Raw genomic sequence first — 22,841 nt, forward strand, 5'->3', positions numbered from 1 at the left:
GTTTTCTTTTCGCGGGTTTTACAGATATTTCAAAAACAATGCGATCGCTCTTAAAATCCTGGCAACGAGTAGGAGTACTGCTGGCGGTTGCCCTGCTGTGTCTGGCTTGCAGTAAAGTACCCTCGATAAGTCAAAACCCTTGGCAAGTCGTTTCTCTACCGACAAGTGCCAACTTGATGGATATAGCTTTCACCGGCAACCCTATGCACGGATGGTTAGTCGGCAGTCAAGCTACGCTGCTAGAAACAACGGACGGCGGCGAAACTTGGCAACCTAGAGAACTGGATTTGGGCGGGCAAAAGTACCGCTTTAATTCGGTAAGTTTTAACGGTCAAGAAGGGTGGATTGCAGGGGAACCTTCCCTACTGCTGTACACCAATGATGAAGGAAAAACTTGGTCTCGGATTCCGCTGTCGGAAAAGCTGCCGGGTAATCCCAACACTGTGCTGGCGCTGGCACCTCAGTCGGCGGAGATGACGACAGATGTGGGAGCAATCTATAGGACTACAGACAGTGGACAAACGTGGAAAGCGTTGGTGCAGCAAGCTGTAGGGGTGGTTCGCAACATTTCTCGATCGATCGATGGCAAGTATGTGGCAGTTTCCGCTAACGGCAGCTTCTACTCTACTTGGCAACCAGGACAAGATGCCTGGTTGCCGCATAATCGCAATAGCTCCCGGCGCGTGCAGAATATGGGTTTTACTGAAGAAGGTGGATTGTGGATGCTGGCTCGTGGGGGTCAGGTTCAATTTACCGACCCGGAAAAACCAGATGAGTGGCTGGATGCAGATTATCCAGAGTTTTCAGCTAGCTGGGGATTGCTGGATTTAGCTTTTCGGACGCCTGACGAAATTTGGGTGGCTGGTGGCGGCGGTAATTTGCTGTGCAGTTTCGATGGCGGAAAAACTTGGCAAAAAGACCGCGAGGTTGAGGATGTGCCTTCTAATTTCTACAAGATTCTGTTTTTGACGCCGGAAAAGGGCTTCATTATCGGTCAAAGAGGGACTCTGCTGAAATATAAGGGTACAGTTGAAGCTGCTTAAAGGCTGTACTAGCCCCCCTAACCCCCCAAATCTGGGGGGAACAGGACTTTACGCCCCCCAGATTTGGGGGGCAAGGGGGGGCGAAACAAGAAATATTGCCCCAAATCTGGGGGGAACAGGACTTTACGCCTCCCAGATTTGGGGGGCAAGGGGGGGCGAAACAAGAAATATTGCCCCAAATCTGGGGGGAACCAGACTTTACTCCCCCCAGATTTGGGGGGCAAGGGGGGGCGAAACAAGAAATATGGCGTAAGTCCTGGAAAAGTTTTTATTTGCCTGGGCGGCTTGCTTGTTAGAGCTTGTAATGTTTCGTATCATATTCATTAAGCTTCGATCTTATTGAAGGAGGAACCTGAATGGCTGGCACAACTGGAGAGCGTCCGTTTACGGACATTGTTACGAGCATTCGTTACTGGGTGATTCACAGCATCACCATCCCAGCGTTGTTTATTGCGGGCTGGCTATTTGTACAGACGGGTCTGGCATACGATGCTTTTGGCACGCCTCGGCCTAATGAGTACTATACTCAAGAGCGTATAGAATTACCCATCTTGAGCGATCGCTACGAAGCGAAGCAGCAAATCGAGCAGTTTATCGAAAAGTAGTTTCAATCATTGGTTTTGAATTATGACAAGCAACACCCCCACCAATCAGCCGGTTTCTTATCCAATTTTTACTGTGAGATGGCTGGCGGTTCATACTCTGGCTGTTCCTACGGTGTTCTTTGTAGGGGCGATTACAGCAATGCAGTTTATTCACCGATAGGAGTAACAAATGCCAACTAGAACTCCCAATACCAATAATCAGCCTGTTGAGCTAAACCGGACTTCTCTCTTCTTAGGCTTACTTCTGATTTTTGTTCTCGGTATTCTGTTTTCCAGTTATTTCTTTAACTAATCGCCCTCGTCCCTCGCCATAATGCACTTATTTGGCGGCGGGATATAGGCCCAGAAAATGGAGGTACGGAGTTTTGCAATCTTTCTAGAGGGTACTTCACCTAGCTGGAATAGATTGTGTCTCGATAGAAAGAATTTAATGCTGTCATGAAGAGGTAAAAGCTGTGTCTGGAAGTGGAAGAATACCTTTGTGGATCGTGGCGACTGTCGCCGGAATTAGCGCAATCACCGTTTTGGGACTTTTCTTTTACGGTTCTTATGCCGGTATAGGCTCTGCTTTGTAAGTATTGCCCCAACTTGAAATGATAAAAACCGCCGATCTAATTTGGAGAGGCGGTCTTTTGATTTTGGATTTTAGATTTTAGATTTTAGATTGGTAGGATTAAACATCTAAGTCATCTAAGGGAAAGGTGGGGAGATCGGGGGGAATGACGTTGCGATCGACTGTGGCTTTATGGCTTTCTCGCTGGGTGTGTATTTCCACACCGATCGCCTCAAAGCGAATTGCCAAACAACCCAAGGGAACTGTTACTTGAGTCATAGATTCGAGTTTTCCCCAAGGATCGGGGACAAAATCGCCGATCCAGCGGGGACTTTCGACGATCGATCGCGTCTGGCGGTCTAAAACCCACAGTTTTACACCCAGTCGCGGCTGGCGCAGGGGCATTTTAATACGGATACGTACTGGCTGTCCGGCAATCAGTTCGCCTTTAGGCACTTCCAATTCGGGCATTGGGATAGCCTCATCCTGAGAAATTGTAGGAGTTTCTGATGAAAGCAGATCTGGATTACCGCTCAAATCTTGTGCCTGACTCTGAGTAGCTTTTTGTGGTAGGGGTTCTAGTGGCTCATCGTCTACGACAATCTCGTAGGCTGTCAAGTCAGCTTCCGTCCCAGTAGATCGATCGCTTAAAATTGCAGGTCGTTCTGTTTGACTGTTTTCTGTTTCTAAGATTTCATCCATCTTCAATTCAGCGGATAACTCAGCGGATAACTCGGCGGACAATTCAGCGTCAGTAGCTAAAGAATTCAACCGCGACCAAAAACGATCTTCGAGTCTCAAGGATTGAAAAGCTATGTCCTCTGGGGACGGTTCGGCATCAGTTTCGGCAACTTCGGTTTGCGGTTCGGAGTTAGCAGGTGCTGCTGTTGCCGCTTCTGGAGTAGAATCCTGTTCGGTTATGGATGGGGAGACTTCCTCAGTCTCAGACTCGGTAGATTGTACTTCCGATTCGGCGGCGGTCAAATTTGCCGACTCTGAATCAGCCTGAGTTTCGGTGTTGGCAGCTGGGGCAAATTTAGAAGTATTGCCAAATGTCGGCAGATCGAGCCGTTTAGAGGCCGATTTTGTCGGATCTGGTTTGTGAAGTAGGGGGGGCAAAGACTGACCGACAGAGGGTTCTAAGGGTCGGAACGGGACGGTTTTCGGGGTTTCTTCGCGATCGTGTTCTGTTGTCTCTTTTCCAGACTCTGCTGATGCCGGGTCAAAAAAGTCTGTTTCGTTCTGCTGTACGCTTTCGGCAAAGGCACTCAGCAAGTCATCCAAATCGGCTGTAATGCTAAAGGATTTGCTTGCCAGAACTAGCGGTGGGTCGTCTGGTGTTTCTGTGGCGTTATAAAGAGTTATTTCTCCTAAAACCAAATGGGTTTTGCTGTTAGGCGGGATTTCGATATCGCAGGCAAAGGTGAAAGGGATCGCTTGTGCTGATAACAGTTGCTGGCGATCGGCTAAAATCTTGGCATTCTGGGGATCGCGCAGGCGAATTCGCAGTTCTCCACTAAAGATGGGTGGGGGGCTAGCAGTTCGATCTTCTGATGTTTCTGGAAGTGCAACTTGTCCCGATAGGTTTATGGGCTGTCCGTGACGGGCGATATAAGTTTGCTGCTTTAGGATTAGCAGAAGCGGGTGAGAGTTGGCGTTTGTTGGTTTTGGCGATAAAACTGGTGCCCAGGGATTTGATTCCTCCGGTGCGGCGGTTTTCGGTGGAATATCTGGGTTTGACTGGGCTTCTGGAATTGGGGACTCTGTTGGGAGGACTGGTGACTCGCTTATGTCCCCTAATTCGGCCAGGGAGACGCCTGCACTGCCATCTTCAGCGGCTGCTTGGGCGGGAGTATCTTCAAGCGTTGGCAGCACTTGCAGGCGAAGGGTGTGCTTCCAGGAATCGCCCATCAAATCGGTGATTAAGTCTGGACGACAGCGCAATTCCCAGATTCCCGGTTTGAGATGGGTAAAGGGAATTAGCACCATTAACCCTTCTGAGTTGGTGCGGCGCGATCGCTTTTGCATTCGACGCTTAGGCGGATCTTCGTCGGTGGACTGATGGATAATCCGAATGTCCACTTCGGTATCTGTACGGCCCGATCGAGCAAGGATGCGATATCGACCTTGCTGGAGTTCGACATCTGGCGATTCTAGGGGTTGCCAGGTGCGATCGCCTTCTTTTTGGATTAGAAATTCCCAATATTCCATCGGTCACTGGAAAGATAGCACCAACCAACCTTAATCCTAGACTAGGGAGGCAGAGAGGGCAATTGTTTTTGATGCGATCGTTTTTGGCTACTTGAGCCAGTTGATTAGCTCAACTGGGCGAATTTGAGGTCGATCGGTATCTAAAATCACATATACAACACAAATTAAGTCCCTTCGGGGCACAAGATTATGTAGGGGCGAAGCATTGCGGTAATTAACGTTTCGGTTTTGAGTTAAGATTAATTCGGCAATGCTTCGCCCGACCATAGATATGGTTCAACCACCGAAGGGAGTAAGAAAGTTTTGCTTATGATTGGTGATTTTGCAACCAAATTGTTAAATCAGTTGGTTGAGAGAAATCTAATAATGCTTCTCCCAAATCTTCTAATTGCGCGATCGATAAAGTTTGAATTTCGGCTTGGATTTCGGGAGTAAGCGAACCAATTCGACGGGTGAGTATGCGTAGAAGCATTGCTATCTCTCCTCGTCGCGTTCCTTGTTCTAGGATATCTTGATAGATGACAGATTCACGCATAATTTCCTCTCGGAATAGTTGGGTAATCAAATTTTTGTCAAATCGCAGACCTGCTAGTATTTCTATGCAGGCTGAGACATTTTGCCGTTGCGGGGTTTCTTCAATATTAGCGACCTGTTGGGCTACTTGTGCGAGTAAAGCCTGGGGTGAGTCGCTTCGTGCTAATGTCGCCAGTGGTAAAAGTCCAGAGTTGGCTAACAATGGCGCGGGGTCTTGTTCCCACATTCGGATGACTCGATAGCGATGGCGGGTGTTGGGGGCGGTATACTCGTTGGTATAGGCGATTTCGGAAGTAGTGGATTTGAGAAAAATTACTACTTGTTCGACGTTGCAACGGTATTTTCGATGTAGTCTTAGCCAGTAGTCAAGCATCCGTAGTGGGAGTGGGGGATCTGATGCTGGTAAGGTTTGAAATTCTAGGTGCAGAATTAGATTTGGGGTTTGTAGTAAAGTGATGGAGTCGGCGCGAATTGGTTCGAGGCTGAGTTCTGTTTTTAGTACTTGGATGTTAGATGTTTCCAATGGGAGTAGCCATCGGACAAATTCGGCGGGGTATTGTTCGGCGAGGTATTTGCAAAGGTTGTCGGTGTTCAATGGTGGATTGGGTGTTGAATAGAGTTGTTTAGATATTATTTTAATAGATAGTGTTACCCATAACCCGCCTGCGATTCAAATCGCAGGCTAATAGCAAAAGTCCTCTGAAGAGGACTGTTTATCATAACGTATTTATTGTCTGAAACCGAGATTTTTTTTCCTCAGTCGTCTTTAGACGACTTGCGCTATTAGCCTGCGATTTGAATCGCAGGCGGGTGATGTATTCTCCGACGGTTGATATATGCAACGTTAATTATCTGGTAGGAATAATCAGCATCCAAACACGATCGGGAATACCAATTTCTAAACCAATTGCGCTTTCTTGAATTGCCTTACCCATTTGATAAGAACCCAACAAGATATTTAACAGATGTTGGCGAATAACTGGAAAAGGTGCAAAGGAAGTTACCAAGCGAATATTTTCCAGTTCCCATTTATCTTCATCGTTCACCCAACCGCCTAAACTGGGTACGCTGTTGAAGCCACCCAAGGGTTTAATCATTGGCAAAAGATGATTTTTGGCACGCTTAAATTTTCTGGTGGGAATGTGCCATTTGATGTAGGAATCAAGTACATCGATTTGGCTGGGCTTTGGGGTTGGTAATTGTGGCGTTGTGATTGTGATAGCGGTTAATTGAAAATGTTGGATTAAAACATTTAATTCAGGGTTTTGGGATAAGATGTTGAGGATAATATCTTTGATTGGTTCGAGGTTGTGAGACATGATTTAAGTTTCCTCTTTTGGGTTGGTTAACTTAAATCTATTAGGACATGGCTTTTTCTGTCTATCGAGGAATGTAGATTCCTGTAGATGTAGATTTTTGTAGATTGAAGTAGATAAACGGCAAATTGGTAATGACATTTGCCATAGTTGCGCTTTAAGATAAAAGAAGTTAGTGGAGGATGAATTGGCGATGAATTTACCTAGATATAAAGATTACGAGGGAGATTTCCTCGATGCGATGGCAACCCGTTTTGGTTTCACGGGTAAGAATAGCCTGATATTTGAGAAACGTTTTCTGGAAGACAATAGAGAAGTAACTCACGAAAAATTAGTTGCTAATCCTAAGTTTGCAGAAAAGTTGATTGAGGGAACCGACGGTGATGCTTCTCGTATCTTTCGTCAGCAGTTGGCTGCAATTTGTAAAAAACTGGAAGCGGCGGGGTGTCCTCCTAGCACTGGTGATGGTCGTTGGGCGAATGCAAAATGCTGGCTGCGCGAGGTAATATTTCCCCAATGGGCGAAAGAGCAAGGTTTAGTAGCAGATGCGCCTGTGACTCTCCACCCTTGGGAAAAATTGCTGAAACTGGCTACCCCGACAGACAAAATGGGGCCAAAACTGGCTGGTGTGCTGGATATGGGGAGTGATTACCAGGAATGCTTTCCTTTAGGTAGTCACATTATTTTTGAGGTAAAGCTTGAGACTCCGGCATACTTATTGCTGTTGGACAAAGGCACAAGTGGCACGTTTTACTGCTTGTGTCCTTCAGGTTATGCGCCTCAGCCTTACTTGCGTGCGGGTGTGGCCGTTTTGCCCCAGCCTGTTTCAGTGAAAGAATCGTTTACAATCACTGGTGATGTAGGTCTAGAGCAGCTTGTAGCGGTTATTGGGAAGGATAAGCCAAGTTTAAATTGGTTGCCAGAGGGAAGCGGGAACACTTTGCAACTACAAGAAGGGCATTTGAACGAATTAGTGGAATATTTGGAAGCCAATAGAGATTGCAAAGTTCTCTACATGGAATATACCGTTACTGCATAATTTAAGACCTAAAATTTAGGAGAAAAATCCAATGGATGAACAACGCTTCAAAGCTTATGTGAAATTGATTCATGCGCTGTTAAATTGCCCTAATGAGCAGGAACAACAGGTATTGGGGGAAAAAGATCGCCATGTTGCCGCTATCCTAAATACTTTAGGAAGGATCTACCAAGCTCAAGCACGCTACAGTGAAGCTGAACTACTGTTTAAGGAAGCATTAAAAATATACAAACATTTATTAGGAGATAAGAATCGTTATGTGGCTATAACTCTGAATAATTTGGCTATGCTCTACAATGACCAAGGACGCTACAGCGAAGCGGAATTGCTCTGTGAGCAATCATTAGACATGAGACGGCAGTTGTTCGGAGATGAGCATCCTCTTGTAGCTACCAGTCTGAATAATCTAGCTGTAATATACGAATCTCAAGGGCGCTACAGCAAAGCTGAACCATTGTATGAGCAAGCGTTGGATATAGCGCAACGCCTATTAGGGTACGACCATTATGATGTAGCTCAGACTTTGCATAATTTTGCCGTACTTTATCAAGCTCAAGGGCGTTATGCGAAAGCCGAATCATTTTTTGAGCAAGCGTTGAAATTATGGCGAAGCTTATTAGGAAATGAACATCCCGACGTTGCTACCAATTTGAATAGTCTGGGCTTGCTCTATAGGGAACAGGGACGTTACAGCGAAGCTGAACTACTTTTGCAACAAGCGTTGGCGTTGAGACAACGCCTTTTGGGAGATAAGCATCCTCTTGTGGCTGCTAGCCTGAATAATCTAGCTGTACTCTATCATGTTCAGGAGCGCTACAAGGAAGCTGTACTCCTTTCTCAGAAAGCTTTAGTTATATGGCGAAGTCACTGGGGAGATAGGCATCCCGACATAGCCCACAGTTTGAACAATTTGGCTAGCCACTACCATGCTCAGGGACTTTACAAGGAAGCTAAACGTCTTTTGAAGCAAGGATTGGAGTTGAGAAGAAACCTGTTAGGAAATGAACATCCTGACGTGGCTACCAGTATAAATAATTTGGCTGGCCTTTACCACGACCAAGGATGCTATAAAAAAGCCGAAACCCTTTATCTACAAGCATTGGAACTGAGGCGAGCCTTATTGGGGGATGAACATCCTCTTGTGGCCCAAATTTTAAGCAATTTAGCTATATTATTAGTTGCCACCGCACGTCCCACTGAATCATTAGCAAACATAATGCAGGCAATTCAAATCGAAAACAGGACAATTAGCCAAGTATTTGCAACCAGTTCGGAAAATGATCGCTTCGCCTATCTACAAAATATCAGAGGTAATTTTTATTTGTTTCTCTCCTTAGTTAATTCCCACCTATCTAAATCTCTTGAAGCAAAACAAGCAGCTTATGATTTGGTACTCAAACGCAAAGCTTTAACTGCTGCTGCCTTCGCTGCTTTCAACTATGCTTTGTATAGCGATCGCTATTCTCACCTAGCACCCCAGTTTAAGCAATGGCAATCTTTAAGGGCAGAACAAATTCACTTAATCTATTCTCCACCCTTACCCGCTCCAGAAATTACTGAAGACGAATTTCGCACGCGCCAAGCAGCATATCAAAAGCGCCTATCTGATTTAGAAACAGAATGCAAAAACTTAGAAAAACTACTAGCATCCCAAGTTCCCGAAATCCAACTGCAACAGGAACTCGAAACTGCTAACCGTTGCGCTGTTGCTTTGGAATTACCCGAAGGTTACACCTTAGTAGAATTCGTGCGATTTGATGTTTTTAATTTTCAAGCAATCCCGGCGCGTGGGGAATTAAAATACAAATCTGCTCGCTACCTGGCTTTTATCTTACCAGCAAAACAGCCAGACAAAGTAGAGATGATTGATTTAGGAGAAGCGGAACATATTGATAAATTGTTGCGGGTATTTCGCTCTTACTTCTCTGGTAAAGGTAACTTGCTGGATATGGGAGATGATGACGAAGAAACCCCTACTTTTAGGAAATACAATCCCGCCTTTGGCATGGGATTGCGAAAAGCGATTTTCGATCCCATTGCTGCTGTAATAGGCGATAGTAAATATTTGCTAGTTTCTCCCGATGGCGAATTAAATTTGTTGCCGTTTCAGTTATTGCCCGATGAGACGGGAACGCGATTTTTAATGGATGAGTATACTATCTCTTACCTCAGTGTCGGACGCGATATTTTGCGTTCCCATTTTCAACCAACTCGTCCCGCTACTGCACCTCTAATTATTGCCGATCCTGATTTTGATTTGGGTGGGGCATCTGAAACCCGGTTTCTTGGAGAAACCGGGTTTCTATCGGTGTTGGGCAATACCTTGGAACGCGCACCAGGTACAAGGTTTCTGGGTGAAGCAGTTGCCAAAAAGCTGGAAGTATCGCCCTATTTGGATGCTCAAGCACTGGAAACTCAGATTACAAAAAGCCCATCTCCCAGTATCTTACTGATTGCTACTCACGGCGTTTTCTTACCCGACTTGCCCCATCAACCACCCACTTTGCAGAGTCGGCTATTTGGGAGCCGCTTTTCTGCGACAAAAGTAGAAAACCCCATGCTGCGTTCTGGACTTGCCTTAGCAGGTGCGAACATCTGGCTATCCGGCGGAACTCTCCCGGAAAAAGCTGGCAAAGGCTTTCTGTTTGCCCAAGATGTAGCCGCACTCGACCTTTGGGCGAACGAACTCACGGTATTATCGGCTTGCAATACTGCGATCGGCGATCTTAAAACAGGCGAAGGTGTCTTCGGTTTGCGTCGCGCTTTTGCTGTCGCCGGAACGAAAACTTTAGTAATGAGTTTGTGGCCTGTCCCAGACAAAGCAACTGCCCTATTAATGGAGCGATTTTTTGATAATTTGGAACGCGGTTTTGGTCGTTCCAACGCATTACTAGAGAGCCAAAATTACATCCGCACCATCACCATTAGAGAGTTACGTCAATTCGATCTCGGTCGCCAAGTATTACAAGGATTAATATCACAAAATAGCGTATGTTGTCAAGAGGAAGAAACACCTTTAGAGCATCCTTTTTATTGGGGTGCTTGGGTATGTCAGGGAGAAACAACAGAATTGAAATGACACATTAAAAAAGGTACGTTGTTGCGCTTTAGCGCCAGATTTAGCGCTGAAGCGCAACAACGTACCTATAAAATCTTTGTTCTATCTCTCCACCCCAGGCGGAGTAAACCTAATTTCAATGCGCCGCCGCGTTGGTTCATCCGCATTACCATTGCTAGGAGGAAAGTATTCTTTTGGCAAAACCAATTGTGCAGCGGAATAGGCACGAAAGTTTAACCCTTTTAAGCGACCTTTCCTTTGAATATCCTCAAGTACTTTCACAACTGCTAATGCTCGCATTAAACCCAAATCTGCATTAGATCCTACTTGAACTTGACTAAGATTTCCAATTTCTAGGATATCATCTAAATTGCTATATCTACTACTATTTTTTTGCCCGTCTGTATGACCGATGACTTCTACAACATAGCCTTTATATTCCCTGCCATAACGTTCAATTTGATTGGCAAAATCTGTTTCAATTTTACTACGCAATCCGCTAGGCAAATCTGCTTTACCTTTTTCAAATTTATACTCTCCTGAATCTTTAATTACAATAATTGGCGGTGATTTCAGTCGTTCAACCTGTCCTTCTAGGTTGGTTACTTGATTTGTCTTTAGCCGCAATTCCTCCTGCAAAAAAGCTACCCGGTTTTCTAATTTTTTCAGTTGTTCTTCACTTTGACTCAGTTTGGCAATTGTCTGTTCTGAAGTTGATTTTAATATCGATGCTTTAACGATAGATAGTAGGAAAAATAAACTCAAAATCATGAAAGCGTTAGACATTAAATCTGTGAAAGCTGGCCAGATGTTGAGTTCTTCTTCATTTGAATTAATATGCCGTGAACGACGACGCACGATCGGCCCCCAATTATTTTTATAGATATTGCCTAAATTTTGTTGAGTTTATCTACTATCTCATCTAATTTGGCTTCATCCACACTCTCTTTATTTGACCTCTTTTCCAGTGCTTGTCTCAACCTGTAAACTTCATGTTTTGTGTCATTCAAATGATTAATGCCTTCCTGAACATTGTCTATGACAACTTGAAGTTGAGAGTTGTTAGTATTGGATTGGTTATTGATAGTTTCGGAAATGCGATCGCCGACAGCCTGAATACCCAGACTAACACCCTCTGTATAGTTCCTCAGCGTCTCCACTAAATTCGTCAGTTCCACTTGTAATTTATCGAAATTATCGCCTCCAGATTGTAATTCCATAATTGACTGGAAACTCGGCAATGCTTGCTGGAGTTGTGTAAGAATCTCATCGAGAGATTTCTGATGGTTTTGATACAAATCTAAAAATTGCCCTGATGTCTGATTAATACTGCTGACTTCTTCTTGCAAACTCAAGAACTGCTGACTGGAACGTCGCAGTTCGCTCACTGCTTTTTTTATTGATTGAACCGATTCAGCTAAAATGGAAGCAGAATGAGAAAATTCAGCTTGCGTGCTAGCCATATCTGCTGTCGCCTCGGATAACCTTTGGGGAAATTGGCTATGCTCAAATATTTGGCCCACTTGTTCAAAGCGATCGGCAGTTATCATCATCGCCGCCACAGCATTTGCCAAGTCATTAGCAGATGTTTTAAATTGATTAGCACCACTAGCTATTGTACCAGAAGATTCCGCAAATCTGGTGTATACCTCTTCTGCTAGTTGAGTCGCTTTAATATTAGCATCAAAAATTTCTTGCAGTTTATCTTTCAGAGAACCTTCCACCGCTTCTCTTACAGTTACCCCAAATCTAGTTAAGAAATTTTCAAATGAATCTGCCATACCATGCACTATTTTATCCAGGCGAGTTTGACCCTGTAGTGTGGGATGATAAACATTATCAAGATAATCTTCTAGAGAATTAATAAGTTGATACTTGACAAGATTAGCATTGAATAGCAAGTTAACTACTGTTAACAAAGCACTAAAAAGTATTCCAGTTAAGCTAGTGGTGAAGGCAATTCCCATACCTTGCAGTGGTACTTGCAATTCCCGCACCAAATCGCTAACATTGCTGGCATTGGTTTGACCGATCGTTTGACTAAGTGCCGACAAATTGATGATAATACCTAGAAAAGTCCCCAGCAATCCAAATGATAGAAGTAAGTTAGGGAGAATGCGGCAGTAATAATCAATTTGTTCGCAGGATATTCCCCAAACTGTCTCTTCGCTATAAACTTGATCTATTAATGCTCCAGTATTAACCTGCTCTAAATTACTACTGGCTTCTTTAAACCTTGACTTCAGGTTTTTAACGATATTAGGTTCCGTTATACTGCTGTTACCAGCGAGCAACATTTTCACTTTAACCACTTGCTCCGCCAGATGGCTATGGAGAGCAAAGCGTAATAAAATAGCAGCTATAGATGGCAAAATTACAAGTACGAAAGTGAGAAAAACTAAGTAAGGCGGTACTAGCGGCATGGCAAAAACCTTAAGATTCTGATGATAAACTGTTCTCGTGTTTTAAGAGGATCTTCCGAGCTACCCTCGACAAGGAGGCAGAGTCTCCTAGTTGACGTGACCAGGTTCAACCTGGTCACGCTAAAATTCAGTTATTATCCACAGAATTCTGTAGACTTTGCACTTGTTCAATTGTCAGTCCTGTCAGACTTGCCACTTCCTCTACAGGCATATTTCTTTGCAGCAAAGTACGAGCAATTTGCTCTTGAGTTTGCTGAATACCTTCCTGTCTGCCCTCCAGACGACCCCGCTGAAATCCAGTTCGCAAAATTTCTTGATAAATCACTGATTCCCTCATAACTTCCTCCCGTAGGATTGTTTTAATGACCTCTTCCTTCAATACTAACCCAGCTAAGATGGCGGCAGTACCAACTAAGTTAATTTGTACCATTCTTTCTGGTATTTCCTCAATCAATTGTGCGGCTTGATTGAGGATTTCTTGGGGATTTTCCGTATTGCTTAACACGGCAAATGGTAATAATCCCACACAATTAGGATTGAGAAATTCACTTGGCTGTCTTTCCCATAAGCGAATCACATCGAATGAATGAGTTGTTCTTTCTAAAAGAAAAGAAGTTTGCTGCACTAATTGGGAACCTGTCTTTCGCAAATAAATGACTATTTGGCGCATTCTTTTTTGTGGAAAACGACGATAAACGCGCAGGCGATAGTCAGCCATCCGAAAAGGTATTGCGGGATCGGGATCGGTTTGAAACTCTAAATGGAGTACTAAATTATTATCAACATCCTGTAGAATTAGAGAATCTGCTCTAATTGGTTCTAAGGATAATTCGGAAAGACTCAGTAGAGTTAAGTTGACTGGTGAACCTAATAGCCAGGTGGCGATATCGGCTGTGAATTCTTCGGTGATAAATTTGCAAACGTTGTCGTACATACACCCTTGAATAATTTTGGTGAGAAGTTTGTTGGTTGGGTTGATGCAACGAAACCCAACCTATGCCGCGATTGCTAAGAGTATTTTTGCAGGATTTGTTGACGTTTTATTTCGTACCCTTTTTGAGTAATCAAGTCATCTTTTAATTCCTGTTCTAACTTTTGTAGTTCGATCTGTTTGGGATCGGTAGAATCTACGGGCTCTAAAAATTCGGCTGAGATAACTTCTAGCTCCTGGGGAGGTTTTCTTGGCGGAGAATTTGGTGCTGAGATGGATTTAACTCGCGCTTCCATCTTTTTGCGGAAGCGATCGATGATTCCTTCTTTGGCTACTGTGGTGGTAGTTCCCGAAACTCCCACTACGGTTGCTTTGTAGGGATAATTGGGGTCTTCTTCTGGTAGTTTATCGACGCGATCGACAAATTGCCTCAGTTTGGGTAAGTAGTAATCTTGCCAGCGATTTGGTTGTCTCTCTATCTGTGTTTCCGCACCCTCCAAAAGTTGCTTCAAAGCTCCAGTCATATCGCTTCTGTTAGCGAGTTCTTCTAAAGCCTGACTCCACTCCGGACTGAGCGCGGCAGTATTGTGAGTATCTCGCAAACCATCGTAATATTGAAATTCCAACTGCTGAGTTTTCGGGTTCTGCTTAATTAACTCAAACGCCAAACAAGGATAGAAAACATCCTCCAAATCCTCGATCGTTCTGGCATCTGGAGGAATAATATCGGTAAATACAGTGCGATAATCGTTATGGAGAAAACCACCCATATTATTCTCTCGAATGTAAGGGTTTCGCATCGCTTCCAAACCGCTAATCAATCGGAGAGGAAAACCGGCATATTCAGTCACGATTAAAATTTCGTCTTCAGCTTGAGTTGGTTTGAGCGCATTTTCCGAAATTCCCGAATCGCTGGTTAGAATGCTTTTAAACTGCTGCACTTCCGAATCGTCAGTATCTTTAAATCCCACTAAGTCACTTCTTTTTGCTGGTGTTTGGTGGAAGTAAGGAGCGCTCAAATTTAAATGCAGCAGCGGTTCTGCTTCCTTTCTAACTTGTGCCAAACGAGTACGTCGTTCGGAAGCGTTGTAATTTTGAATGAAACGCTTAATTACTGATTTGACAATTTGATTGCTGCGAGATCCAAACAAGCTGTCTACTTTCAGGTCTATTTCTTTTTGGAGTTGTTCTTGATTGGTGCGCTCCATTAGATAAGCGATCGACTCTTCGACTCCCGCTGCTTCTGTTATTTCCTTACTCAGTAGCACCAATTGGGATCGAAAATCATTGCTGGGCAACAATGTTTTGTAACAATTTTCAATATCTTCATTGTCAAAAATTGCCTCGCCGCTCATTTCATCAAAATTAATCTCTCTGAGATCGCTTTCCTCTTTTTCGTAGTCGCTTTTCAAGTTATCAACTACCCGACTGAAACCAGCCATTTGAGTCGATCGATCGCGCAGGTGCTTTTGCAAGTTATTGACAATTTGGAGAGCTTCTTGAGTGACGGCAAAATCAAAATTACGTTTGATTAAATCGCAAACTTCCCGCACTACTCTTTTGGCTTCTGTTTGCACTTCTCCATTTTTACCGAAAGGCTTAAATTTCTGCTCGATATCTTCAATTACCTGTTCTGCATCCCGCCATTTCTTCTCCAAATCTTCTAATTTGCGTACCCCACCAAATTCAGTAATCTCCTCCTCTAGCTGTCGCTGATATTTATCCAAATCTGTTTGCAAAGCATCTAACCAGTCGCGAGCGCTCTTAATCGAAAAATTGGCAGTTCCCGGTGTCATTAAAGTTGCCAAAAATTGATCGATGTTTTCCTTGAGTTGTTTCAAAATTTCTGGGCTTACTTGTATCAGTCTGGTCAGCCAAATTCCTCTCGTGCTTTCATTTTCACCAGGTTGGGTTTTTCTAAATTGCTCTCGGAATTCGCGCGGCAAAGTTTGTCTTAAACCATTGCGATCGTCCTTATTTTTGGACTCGTTGATTGCTTTTTCTAACTTAGTATTTCTCCAACTGTTCAGCGTACCGACAAAAGTCTTATTCGATTCTTGAACCGCTTCTGCTAATCTGGTAGTAAAACCATCCCTTTGCGCCAAATCGCTATGCCAATTATATTGAACTATAAATTGTTCAAATAACCGTTGAGGATCTGGGCTTTGTCCCGAACCATTTAACCAGAATGCAACTAATTTCAAACTAATCCGAGTCAAAGCGATTTGCACTATGATATCGCGGGGAAAATAAATTGCCGCCAATCCAAATGTTAAATACTGCTGAACGTTGGGACGGGGATGCTCGTCCCACTGAATCATGTGTGAGGTAAAATTATCCCTCATTCCCTTCACAACAGGTGCTAATTCGCCGGAAAAATCTAGCGCAATTTTATGCGCGATTACGTTGCACAATTTCGCTTGTTTGAGAATTTTATAGTCGCTGCTGGTTTGATTGGAAACTAAATATGCGTAGTCAAAAGGCGGTCGTGTTTCCCGCACGAATTTTGTAGTTTGCATATCGTAACAAACTTCAAATTTTGTGCTAGGAGTGGTATAATGATTGAGTTCTTTGAGAGCGGCGTAAGTATTGGCGATCATGTTAGGAGTATTGCCATATAACTCTGGACTAATCACCAAATAACCAACAATTTTGGCTTTGCTATCGCCATAACTTTGCCTCAAACTATAAGCGACATCCAAAAACATCCCACTACCCGTACCACCGCAGAGAGAACCAACCACAAAAATATTCAATCCCTCTTCAACTGTTAGTCCCAATTTCAGTAAGGTTGCTTCGTGTCCCCGCGTGCGATTTTCTGCTGTTTGAATGGCACTTTGAATTTTGCGATAGTTGTGAAAAAAGGCCAATCTTCCTACAGGTCGAATTCCTTTTGCGCCTTCTTCCACTGCTTTGATATTCCGCAATAATTGCGGCGGAAACCATCTGGCGATATGGTCGTATGGGCCTTGGCGATCGTAATTCGATCGGCGTTCCATTCCTTGCACGAAATTAGTAACTTCCGATGATGTCATGGTGGCGCCGACTTTTTCTGCTTCCCGGAAACTTAAGTCAACACCGTGATAGGTACTCCCCGTCCGCAATCCAGATACTTGGGTAGCAGCTTTGTCGGTGTCGATGTGGACAAAACTTACGATCGGCAATTTGGTTAAATCGTCATAGCGATCGACAATTAACCGCCGAATTCGCATCAAAACATCTCGACCAGTACCGCCTAATCCTATACAAATTGTGCGGTTAATGCCACGAAACTGGTTGTTACTGGTTGATTGAGTCATTTTTTTACCTCCTTCTTATTATCTTCTCAGAAACCCGGTTTCTCCAAGAAACCGGGTTTCTTTCTCAAAGTAATTGCTGAAATTCCGAGATTGAATTAACTGTAATCGCTACTCGATGAAGTTGTTTCAGCACCGACACATCATTGATTTTATTCAGCGCTTCATTCAGTTCTGGCGATACCTCTTGAAACCGCATTTCCAAAACTTCAATTACATCCCCTCGGACAGCTTGCAAAACTCCCTGCTGAATTCCTTCTTCTATAGCTTCTTCTTCAATCCTACTTAAAAAACGCATTCTTCTTTCCTCCTGATAGCGATTTACTTCTTGCTTAAATTGCTGCTGTAATTCCCTCGGTAAAGCCATCATTCGATCGATCGCTCGAAATAGCTGCACTATATCGTCTCTAGTGTAACCTTTTTCAAAAAGTCCCCGCACCAAAGTCCACTTCCAAAGTTTCCGTTCTTCCAGATTACCGCTCGTGGCTTTTGTCTTCAAATGTGCCATGATCATAATGGCAAAAGGATTAGCACTTTGTTCCAAATCCTCCCACTGACTTTCGTAATCTAAGACTTTGACTATGGGAAAGTGCATCCGCAACTGAAAGCCATCCAAAACATACTCATATAAAGCTGGTCGCCAAGAATTTGTTTCATCTCCTAAAACTGCTAAACTAATCACTGGTCTTTCGTATTTATCGAAAGCTCGATAATTATATTGATACATCCGTTTCGCAAAGTCTGATTCGGTTTGGCTTTGAACTTCTATATGAATTAATACCCAAGTTTCCTCTCCATTCAGCAGCCAAACTTGAAACAGTTTATCTGCTAGTCGCTTACCTGATTCGGCTTCTCCTACTATTTGTTGCAGTTCTTGTTCCAAAACGTGAAAACCGCGACTCCAATCAATTAAAGGATGAAGTTGAGCAAAACACAGCAATATAAATTGCTCGAAATATAGCTCGATCGCTTGTTTCCAACTATTGTCATAATCGGCTGGCGGTGTTGTCATTGCATTTCCTTGAATGCTATTTTATTAGTTTAATAACTATCTCGTAATCGCGTTTTCTAGAATCTGGACAATTCAACCTTATCCGGTATCCAGTGATGAGAGTCTGCACGGTGATTTCTCGACCGTTGTAATAAATTGGTGCGTCACCCGTTGGCACTAAGTAAAGTTTATCACCTTTCCGCTCTAAATATGCTCTCACTTCTGGCCCTGGAGTGTCAATTGAATCATCACAAGTAGAATCATATTCACCAATAGCAATTCGTTTTTTGTGTCCTAGATAGCAAATTTGGTCTTCTTCTTTGGCTGTGGCGGTAAAATCTACTATTAGCTGCCACTTCTTTTGTAGGCGATAATATTTTATTCCCGCCACCACTAAAGCAATGAATACTATGACGGAAATTGACGCTGGTAGCCACAGCTGCTTTATTAAATAAGGAGTAACCAAACAGGTTTCTCTACCGCCTGGTGCTGGGGTGCATAATTCCTGAACGGTAGGGTCAATATCAACAACAGTCAGGTTATATTCTTTATTATCGTTTGTTCGGATTGCCAATTTGCGATCGCGCATTGGCAAAGCCTGAATCCACTCCCGCCGCTGTTGACTTTCTTCGGAGCTTTCCACTCGAAAAGGACTGTCAGCAGGCGTTTCAATCCACTCTTGTCCCGATTTACTGAACAGGGGAGCATCGGTAATCCAAACAACTGACTGAGGCTTGATTGGCTGATTTTCTTGCAGCCGATCGTGATTGACTTGAGCAAGATTTTGATATATAATTAATTCTGCACGCTGAATATCTGTATTGCGGAGGTTTGGATCGCGATCGAGCGGTACAACCTGTAAGATTCTATCAATATCTTCTCTTTTCCCGTTAAATTCAATGGCTGGTGGTAGGGGATTTACATTCGTGGCAAAAGGAACGACGTAGACGGAATCTCCGGGGTGCAGACTATCTTGAACTATTTGACGCAGACGATTGCGACCTTCGTCATTTAAACCTACACTTTCGGTAAGATCGATCGCCAGCACCACATCTCGTCCACCATGCAAACGGGCGACCAATTCAAGACCTGCTTTTTGGGAAGCAGTCAGAGGTTGCCCTGGAGTAACTTTTCTTGGAGGGGTCACGGTGAAAAAGTTTATACCAGAAGCTTACATCTGAATATTGTATCTACTTCTCAGGTAATATGCGTTTTGAGGGGCTCTTGCCTCCCGCCTGGAAGGGAAGAAGGGAAAAAATGGCTCTTCCGTATTTACTATGCTATTTGAGCGCTTGTGCAGAGGAGCAGGGGAGCAGAGGAATAAAAATGTTATTTTTTTGAACAAAAGCATAACAACTCCTCATAGCCAAAAATCCGATTTCACTGGGAGCGATTATTAACGGATGGCGTTGCGAAATTCGACGACAGCATCATATTGATCGGGAATATTAGCACAGCGAACTAATAACTCAATATCTAATTCCGGCAAAAAATTACTTCTTTCAATTAGTTCATAGTTCTCCCCTCGTAAATAGTACAAAGATAACTTACCATTCCTCCATATCCATACTTCTGGAATTTCTAAACCCTTGTAAACCTCCAGTAAAGCAATACTCCCACTGGTAACAATAACTTCTATGGCAAAGTCTGGAAATTCTTTGAATTCTCCAATAGAGTAACTTTCATCCGGTTCTAATCCTTTTTCTTCGGCCTTTTTACGATAGGTTGTAGAACCAGAGGCATAAAGTCTAATATTAGTTTCTAAAGAGTAGGTTTCAACCAATCGCCCGATTACTGATTTTATCCTTTCATGTTTAGCACCCGGCATAAAAAACTCCAGAGTTCCTTCTATGTAAATCATTTTCAACCCGGCATAATCATCCAGGGTGTCGCGGATAGTTTCGTATTGCTCCCAGGTAACTCCATATAAAGTTAGACGTCGATCTTCTTCAACTACAAAGTTTTCTGTTTTTTCTAAAATTTGTGGATTCACGATTAATTCTCCTTTGTCTTAAGGCTATCAATTTCACGCCGCAGTTCATCTGCTTTTTCCAGTAAGTCAACTTGAGCTAGAGTCTGTTGTTCTTTTGTCGCCATCCACTTCAACTTAACGGTTTGACTTTCGGCTTCTTCATCGCCCAAAATCAAGCAACCAACAGCACCACTTTTATCAGCGCGAGCAAATTGTTTTTTAAACGCACTTCCGCTCAAATCTAACTCCAAACTAAATCCAGCCCGACGCAATTTTTGAGTCAACAAAAGCGCTTGCGCCTCTGCCTTTTCTCCTCGCGAAACTACATAAAAATCCAGTCCAAACTTTGGAGGAGATTGCAGTTTTTGCAGCAGAATAATTAATCTTTCCAGACCGATCGCCCAACCTACAGATGGAGTATCTGGCCCACCCAATTCTGCCAGCAATCCATCGTAGCGACCACCACCGCAAACAGTTGCTTGGGAACCCAATTCCCTATCATCAGAAATAACTTCAAAAGCGGTGTGGGTATAGTAATCCAAACCGCGTACCAAACGAGGATTCACCTGATAGGAAATCCCCAAATCGCTCAAGAATTGCTGTACCTTTTCAAAGTGCCGCTTTGAATCAGGGCCGAGATATTGCAAAATACTGGGGCCATTCTCGGCAATTTCCTGGGTACGCTTATCCTTGCTATCCAAAATTCGCAGCGGATTGCGACTGAGACGATCTTGAGAATCGGGGTCTAATTCTGCTTTGTATGGAGTCAAATAATCTACAAGTGCTTGCCGATAAGTCAATCGATCGTCTCGATTCCCCAAAGAATTGATATTGAGGTGGAGATTTTTGAGTCCGAGAGTTTCGAGGATATCGGTAGCGATCGCAATTACCTCCGCATCTGCCCTTGGTTCAGGACTGCCCAACACCTCCACCCCAATTTGGTGAAATTGCCGCTGCCTGCCCGCTCCCGGACGTTCGTAGCGAAACATCGGCCCCGTATACCAAAGCCGCTGCACTCCACCTTGGGCGTAAATGCCGTGTTCGATCGCAGCCCGCACTACCCCTGCTGTTCCTTCAGGCCGCAATGTAACAGAACGCTCTCCCTTGTCAAGGAAAGTGTACATTTCTTTACCTACAACATCAGTAGCTTCACCAATGCCGCGCTCAAACAGTCCCGTCTCCTCAAAAATAGGAGTGCGAATTTCCTGATAAGCAGCTCTACCGAGAATATCCCGCGCCACAGATTCTACCCGCTGCCAATACACAACTTCTTCTGGTAGAATATCCCGTGTTCCCCGTAAAGCTTGAATCGTACCCATAGTTAGTAATTGGTAATTGGTAATTAGGTAATTTCAAATCGCAGATTGCTTCTTGAAATTAAATCTAAAATCTAAAATCTAAAATTCTTTGTTACCCATTATTTTTGTGCCGTAACGCTCGCGATAATACTGCAAAATCCGATCCACCCGTTGGCGAGCTACTGCGTCAGCCGCTTCGGAATACTCAACCCACAGGCTTCCCACTTGGCTCTGATTATAATCAAACTGCTGGGACTGCTGAGGTATAAGGCCCGTTTCCACACCTTCTACCTGACGCAGATGAGCTGCTAACTCCCGATAAACGGCTAAGGGCAGTCCGGGGAATTCAAATTGATATCTCTGGTTTTCTAGAAGCATTTCGATTGTTTGTTCATCTTTACATATATTGCATCAACAGACCCCTCTCCGACGCGGGAAGGAGAGTCATAGCTAATCCCCCTTCCCTTGTAAGGAAAGAGGCTCAGGGGTTAGCTTTTTAATGAATAATTAGACAGTCGCTGCGGGAGTAGTTGGTTGTGCCCCTGGTTGTGCAGGTGCGATCGGTTTTTCCCCAACTGCTTTAGACACTTCAACGCCGTTTTGCTCCAGAATGACGATCGGCTCCGAGCCTTCACTCATTTCAATTCGTTTGACCAGCACCTGCCCGTTTGACAACCGCTGCCCAGCCCTGACGTACCGAGTTGTCGCTTCATTCGGTGCTTTAACGATCGCCTGAGCTTCATTATTGACTATAATCACACCCGAAACTTCAACCCCGTTTGCCAAAGTAGGGTCTGGAGGAGGCGGTAATACGGGAATTTCGGGAGGTTGAGGCGGCGCAATTAGAGCAGGAGCGGTAGGTGTCGCATTTGGAGTGGCTGTCGGGGGGGCCGCTGCCACTGTTGTTGCTGGCCTTGGCGTCCGCTGTGGCGCTGTGGCGACTCTGGTGGGAGTGGATGGCGTCCTTTGCTGCCGTGCCACTGTTGCTGGCCTTGGCGTCCGCTGTGGCGCTCTGGCGACTCTGGTGGGAGTGGATGGCGTCCTTTGCTGCCGTACCACTGTTGCTGGCCTTGGCGTTTGTTGTGGCGTTCTGGCGACTCTGGTGGGAGTCGATGGCGTGCGCTGCGGTTGCCTTGCCACTGTGCTAGTGCTAGCTAGCTGTTGGCTGCGTTGTGGCGTTCTGGCGACTCTGGTGGGAGTGGATGGCGTGCGTTGCGATCGCCTTGCCACTGTGTTGACGGTGGATGCCGGTGGTTTTGGTAGTTTGCCCAGTCCGCCCGTGAACTCTGGCTTGCGGCGTTGCGGTTGCACGGGGGTTCGTCTCGGCACTCCTACTCCTGAGACTCCTGGTAGTTGAAGAACACTTTTGTTGTTATTGATGTCGCTAACATTCAACGTCGGTGGTTGAGCTATTGCCAATCCTGGTAATTGAGGCACACCTCTGCTGTTATTAGTAGAACCAGTATTTAGCCTGGGCGCTTGTGCTATTGGCAGTCCTGGTAATTGAGGCACACCTCTGCTGTTATTAGTAGAACCAGTATTTAGCCTGGGCGCTTGTGCTATTGGCAGTC

20 protein-coding genes are annotated in these 22,841 nt (G+C 44.4%); 7 read left to right on the forward strand and 13 right to left on the reverse strand.

Annotated elements, in window-relative coordinates:
• Window positions 1-38 precede the first annotated feature (38 nt).
• From LAY41_RS20460 to LAY41_RS20480, 5 genes are all read left to right on the forward strand, one after another.
• A complete protein-coding gene (locus tag LAY41_RS20460; protein ID WP_249102296.1) occupies window positions 39-1,043 on the forward strand; it encodes a photosynthesis system II assembly factor Ycf48 in 1,005 nt (334 codons plus the stop codon).
• Window positions 1,044-1,399: 356 nt separating this feature from the next.
• Window positions 1,400-1,648, forward strand: coding sequence for a cytochrome b559 subunit alpha (gene psbE / locus LAY41_RS20465; RefSeq protein ID WP_249065721.1), 249 nt, complete (start codon window positions 1,400-1,402; stop codon window positions 1,646-1,648).
• Window positions 1,649-1,670: 22 nt separating this feature from the next.
• Window positions 1,671-1,808: a cytochrome b559 subunit beta gene (gene psbF / locus LAY41_RS20470; protein ID WP_249102299.1), complete on the forward strand. Its 138-nt coding sequence runs from the start codon at window positions 1,671-1,673 to the stop codon at window positions 1,806-1,808.
• A 9-nt stretch (window positions 1,809-1,817) separates the two neighbouring features.
• Window positions 1,818-1,940 carry a photosystem II reaction center protein PsbL gene (locus LAY41_RS20475; RefSeq protein WP_249065724.1) on the forward strand — a complete coding sequence of 41 codons (123 nt, stop codon included), beginning with the start codon at window positions 1,818-1,820 and terminating at the stop codon, window positions 1,938-1,940.
• Window positions 1,941-2,103: 163 nt separating this feature from the next.
• Window positions 2,104-2,223 carry a photosystem II reaction center protein J gene (locus tag LAY41_RS20480; RefSeq protein ID WP_249102301.1) on the forward strand — a complete coding sequence of 40 codons (120 nt, stop codon included), beginning with the start codon at window positions 2,104-2,106 and terminating at the stop codon, window positions 2,221-2,223.
• A gap of 98 nt (window positions 2,224-2,321) precedes the next feature.
• Here the strand turns inward: LAY41_RS20480 and LAY41_RS20485 are convergent, their stop codons facing one another.
• From LAY41_RS20485 to LAY41_RS20495, 3 genes are all read right to left on the reverse strand, one after another.
• Window positions 2,322-4,412 (reverse strand): hypothetical protein, encoded by a 2,091-nt coding sequence (locus LAY41_RS20485; protein ID WP_249102304.1) that lies wholly within the window; start codon window positions 4,410-4,412, stop codon window positions 2,322-2,324.
• A 307-nt stretch (window positions 4,413-4,719) separates the two neighbouring features.
• A complete protein-coding gene (locus tag LAY41_RS20490; protein ID WP_249102306.1) occupies window positions 4,720-5,541 on the reverse strand; it encodes an Rpn family recombination-promoting nuclease/putative transposase in 822 nt (273 codons plus the stop codon).
• A gap of 253 nt (window positions 5,542-5,794) precedes the next feature.
• Complete coding sequence (locus LAY41_RS20495; RefSeq protein WP_249102308.1) at window positions 5,795-6,265, reverse strand: hypothetical protein; 471 nt, start codon at window positions 6,263-6,265, stop codon at window positions 5,795-5,797.
• A gap of 190 nt (window positions 6,266-6,455) precedes the next feature.
• Between LAY41_RS20495 and LAY41_RS20500 the strand changes: the two genes are divergently transcribed.
• Window positions 6,456-7,301 carry a DUF4384 domain-containing protein gene (locus LAY41_RS20500; protein WP_249102320.1) on the forward strand — a complete coding sequence of 282 codons (846 nt, stop codon included), beginning with the start codon at window positions 6,456-6,458 and terminating at the stop codon, window positions 7,299-7,301.
• 31 nt (window positions 7,302-7,332) lie between these two features.
• Window positions 7,333-10,380, forward strand: a complete 3,048-nt coding sequence (locus LAY41_RS20505) for a CHAT domain-containing tetratricopeptide repeat protein (protein WP_249102341.1) — start codon at window positions 7,333-7,335, stop codon at window positions 10,378-10,380.
• A gap of 81 nt (window positions 10,381-10,461) precedes the next feature.
• On the opposite strand, the gene LAY41_RS20510 is transcribed toward LAY41_RS20505, so the two are convergent.
• The 10 genes from LAY41_RS20510 to LAY41_RS20555 all read right to left on the reverse strand — a co-directional run.
• Window positions 10,462-11,217: a hypothetical protein gene (locus tag LAY41_RS20510; protein WP_249102352.1), complete on the reverse strand. Its 756-nt coding sequence runs from the start codon at window positions 11,215-11,217 to the stop codon at window positions 10,462-10,464.
• Window positions 11,218-11,249: 32 nt separating this feature from the next.
• On the reverse strand, window positions 11,250-12,782 hold the full coding sequence (locus LAY41_RS20515; RefSeq protein WP_249102362.1) for a hypothetical protein: 1,533 nt from the start codon (window positions 12,780-12,782) through the stop codon (window positions 11,250-11,252).
• Window positions 12,783-12,909: 127 nt separating this feature from the next.
• Window positions 12,910-13,716 (reverse strand): Rpn family recombination-promoting nuclease/putative transposase, encoded by an 807-nt coding sequence (locus LAY41_RS20520; protein WP_249102364.1) that lies wholly within the window; start codon window positions 13,714-13,716, stop codon window positions 12,910-12,912.
• A 74-nt stretch (window positions 13,717-13,790) separates the two neighbouring features.
• Window positions 13,791-17,012 carry a tubulin-like doman-containing protein gene (locus LAY41_RS20525; protein WP_249102366.1) on the reverse strand — a complete coding sequence of 1,074 codons (3,222 nt, stop codon included), beginning with the start codon at window positions 17,010-17,012 and terminating at the stop codon, window positions 13,791-13,793.
• A gap of 64 nt (window positions 17,013-17,076) precedes the next feature.
• Window positions 17,077-18,021, reverse strand: coding sequence for an RpnC/YadD family protein (locus tag LAY41_RS20530; RefSeq protein ID WP_249102369.1), 945 nt, complete (start codon window positions 18,019-18,021; stop codon window positions 17,077-17,079).
• A gap of 16 nt (window positions 18,022-18,037) precedes the next feature.
• Entirely contained in the window at window positions 18,038-19,147 is a 1,110-nt protein-coding gene (locus tag LAY41_RS20535; RefSeq protein ID WP_249102374.1) for a VWA domain-containing protein, read from the reverse strand.
• A gap of 249 nt (window positions 19,148-19,396) precedes the next feature.
• Window positions 19,397-19,993, reverse strand: a complete 597-nt coding sequence (locus LAY41_RS20540) for a Uma2 family endonuclease (RefSeq protein ID WP_249102384.1) — start codon at window positions 19,991-19,993, stop codon at window positions 19,397-19,399.
• 2 nt (window positions 19,994-19,995) lie between these two features.
• A complete protein-coding gene (hisS, locus tag LAY41_RS20545; RefSeq protein ID WP_249102395.1) occupies window positions 19,996-21,291 on the reverse strand; it encodes a histidine--tRNA ligase in 1,296 nt (431 codons plus the stop codon).
• 78 nt (window positions 21,292-21,369) lie between these two features.
• The gene (locus LAY41_RS20550) at window positions 21,370-21,648 is read right to left on the reverse strand and encodes a hypothetical protein (protein ID WP_249102398.1); all 279 of its coding nucleotides are present in this window, start codon (window positions 21,646-21,648) and stop codon (window positions 21,370-21,372) included.
• 129 nt (window positions 21,649-21,777) lie between these two features.
• On the reverse strand, window positions 21,778-22,841 hold a 1,064-nt coding region (locus LAY41_RS20555), incomplete at its 5' end, for a hypothetical protein (RefSeq protein ID WP_249102400.1).

This window comes from Argonema galeatum A003/A1 (genome assembly GCF_023333595.1).
In the GTDB taxonomy this organism is placed as follows: domain Bacteria; phylum Cyanobacteriota; class Cyanobacteriia; order Cyanobacteriales; family Aerosakkonemataceae; genus Argonema; species Argonema galeatum.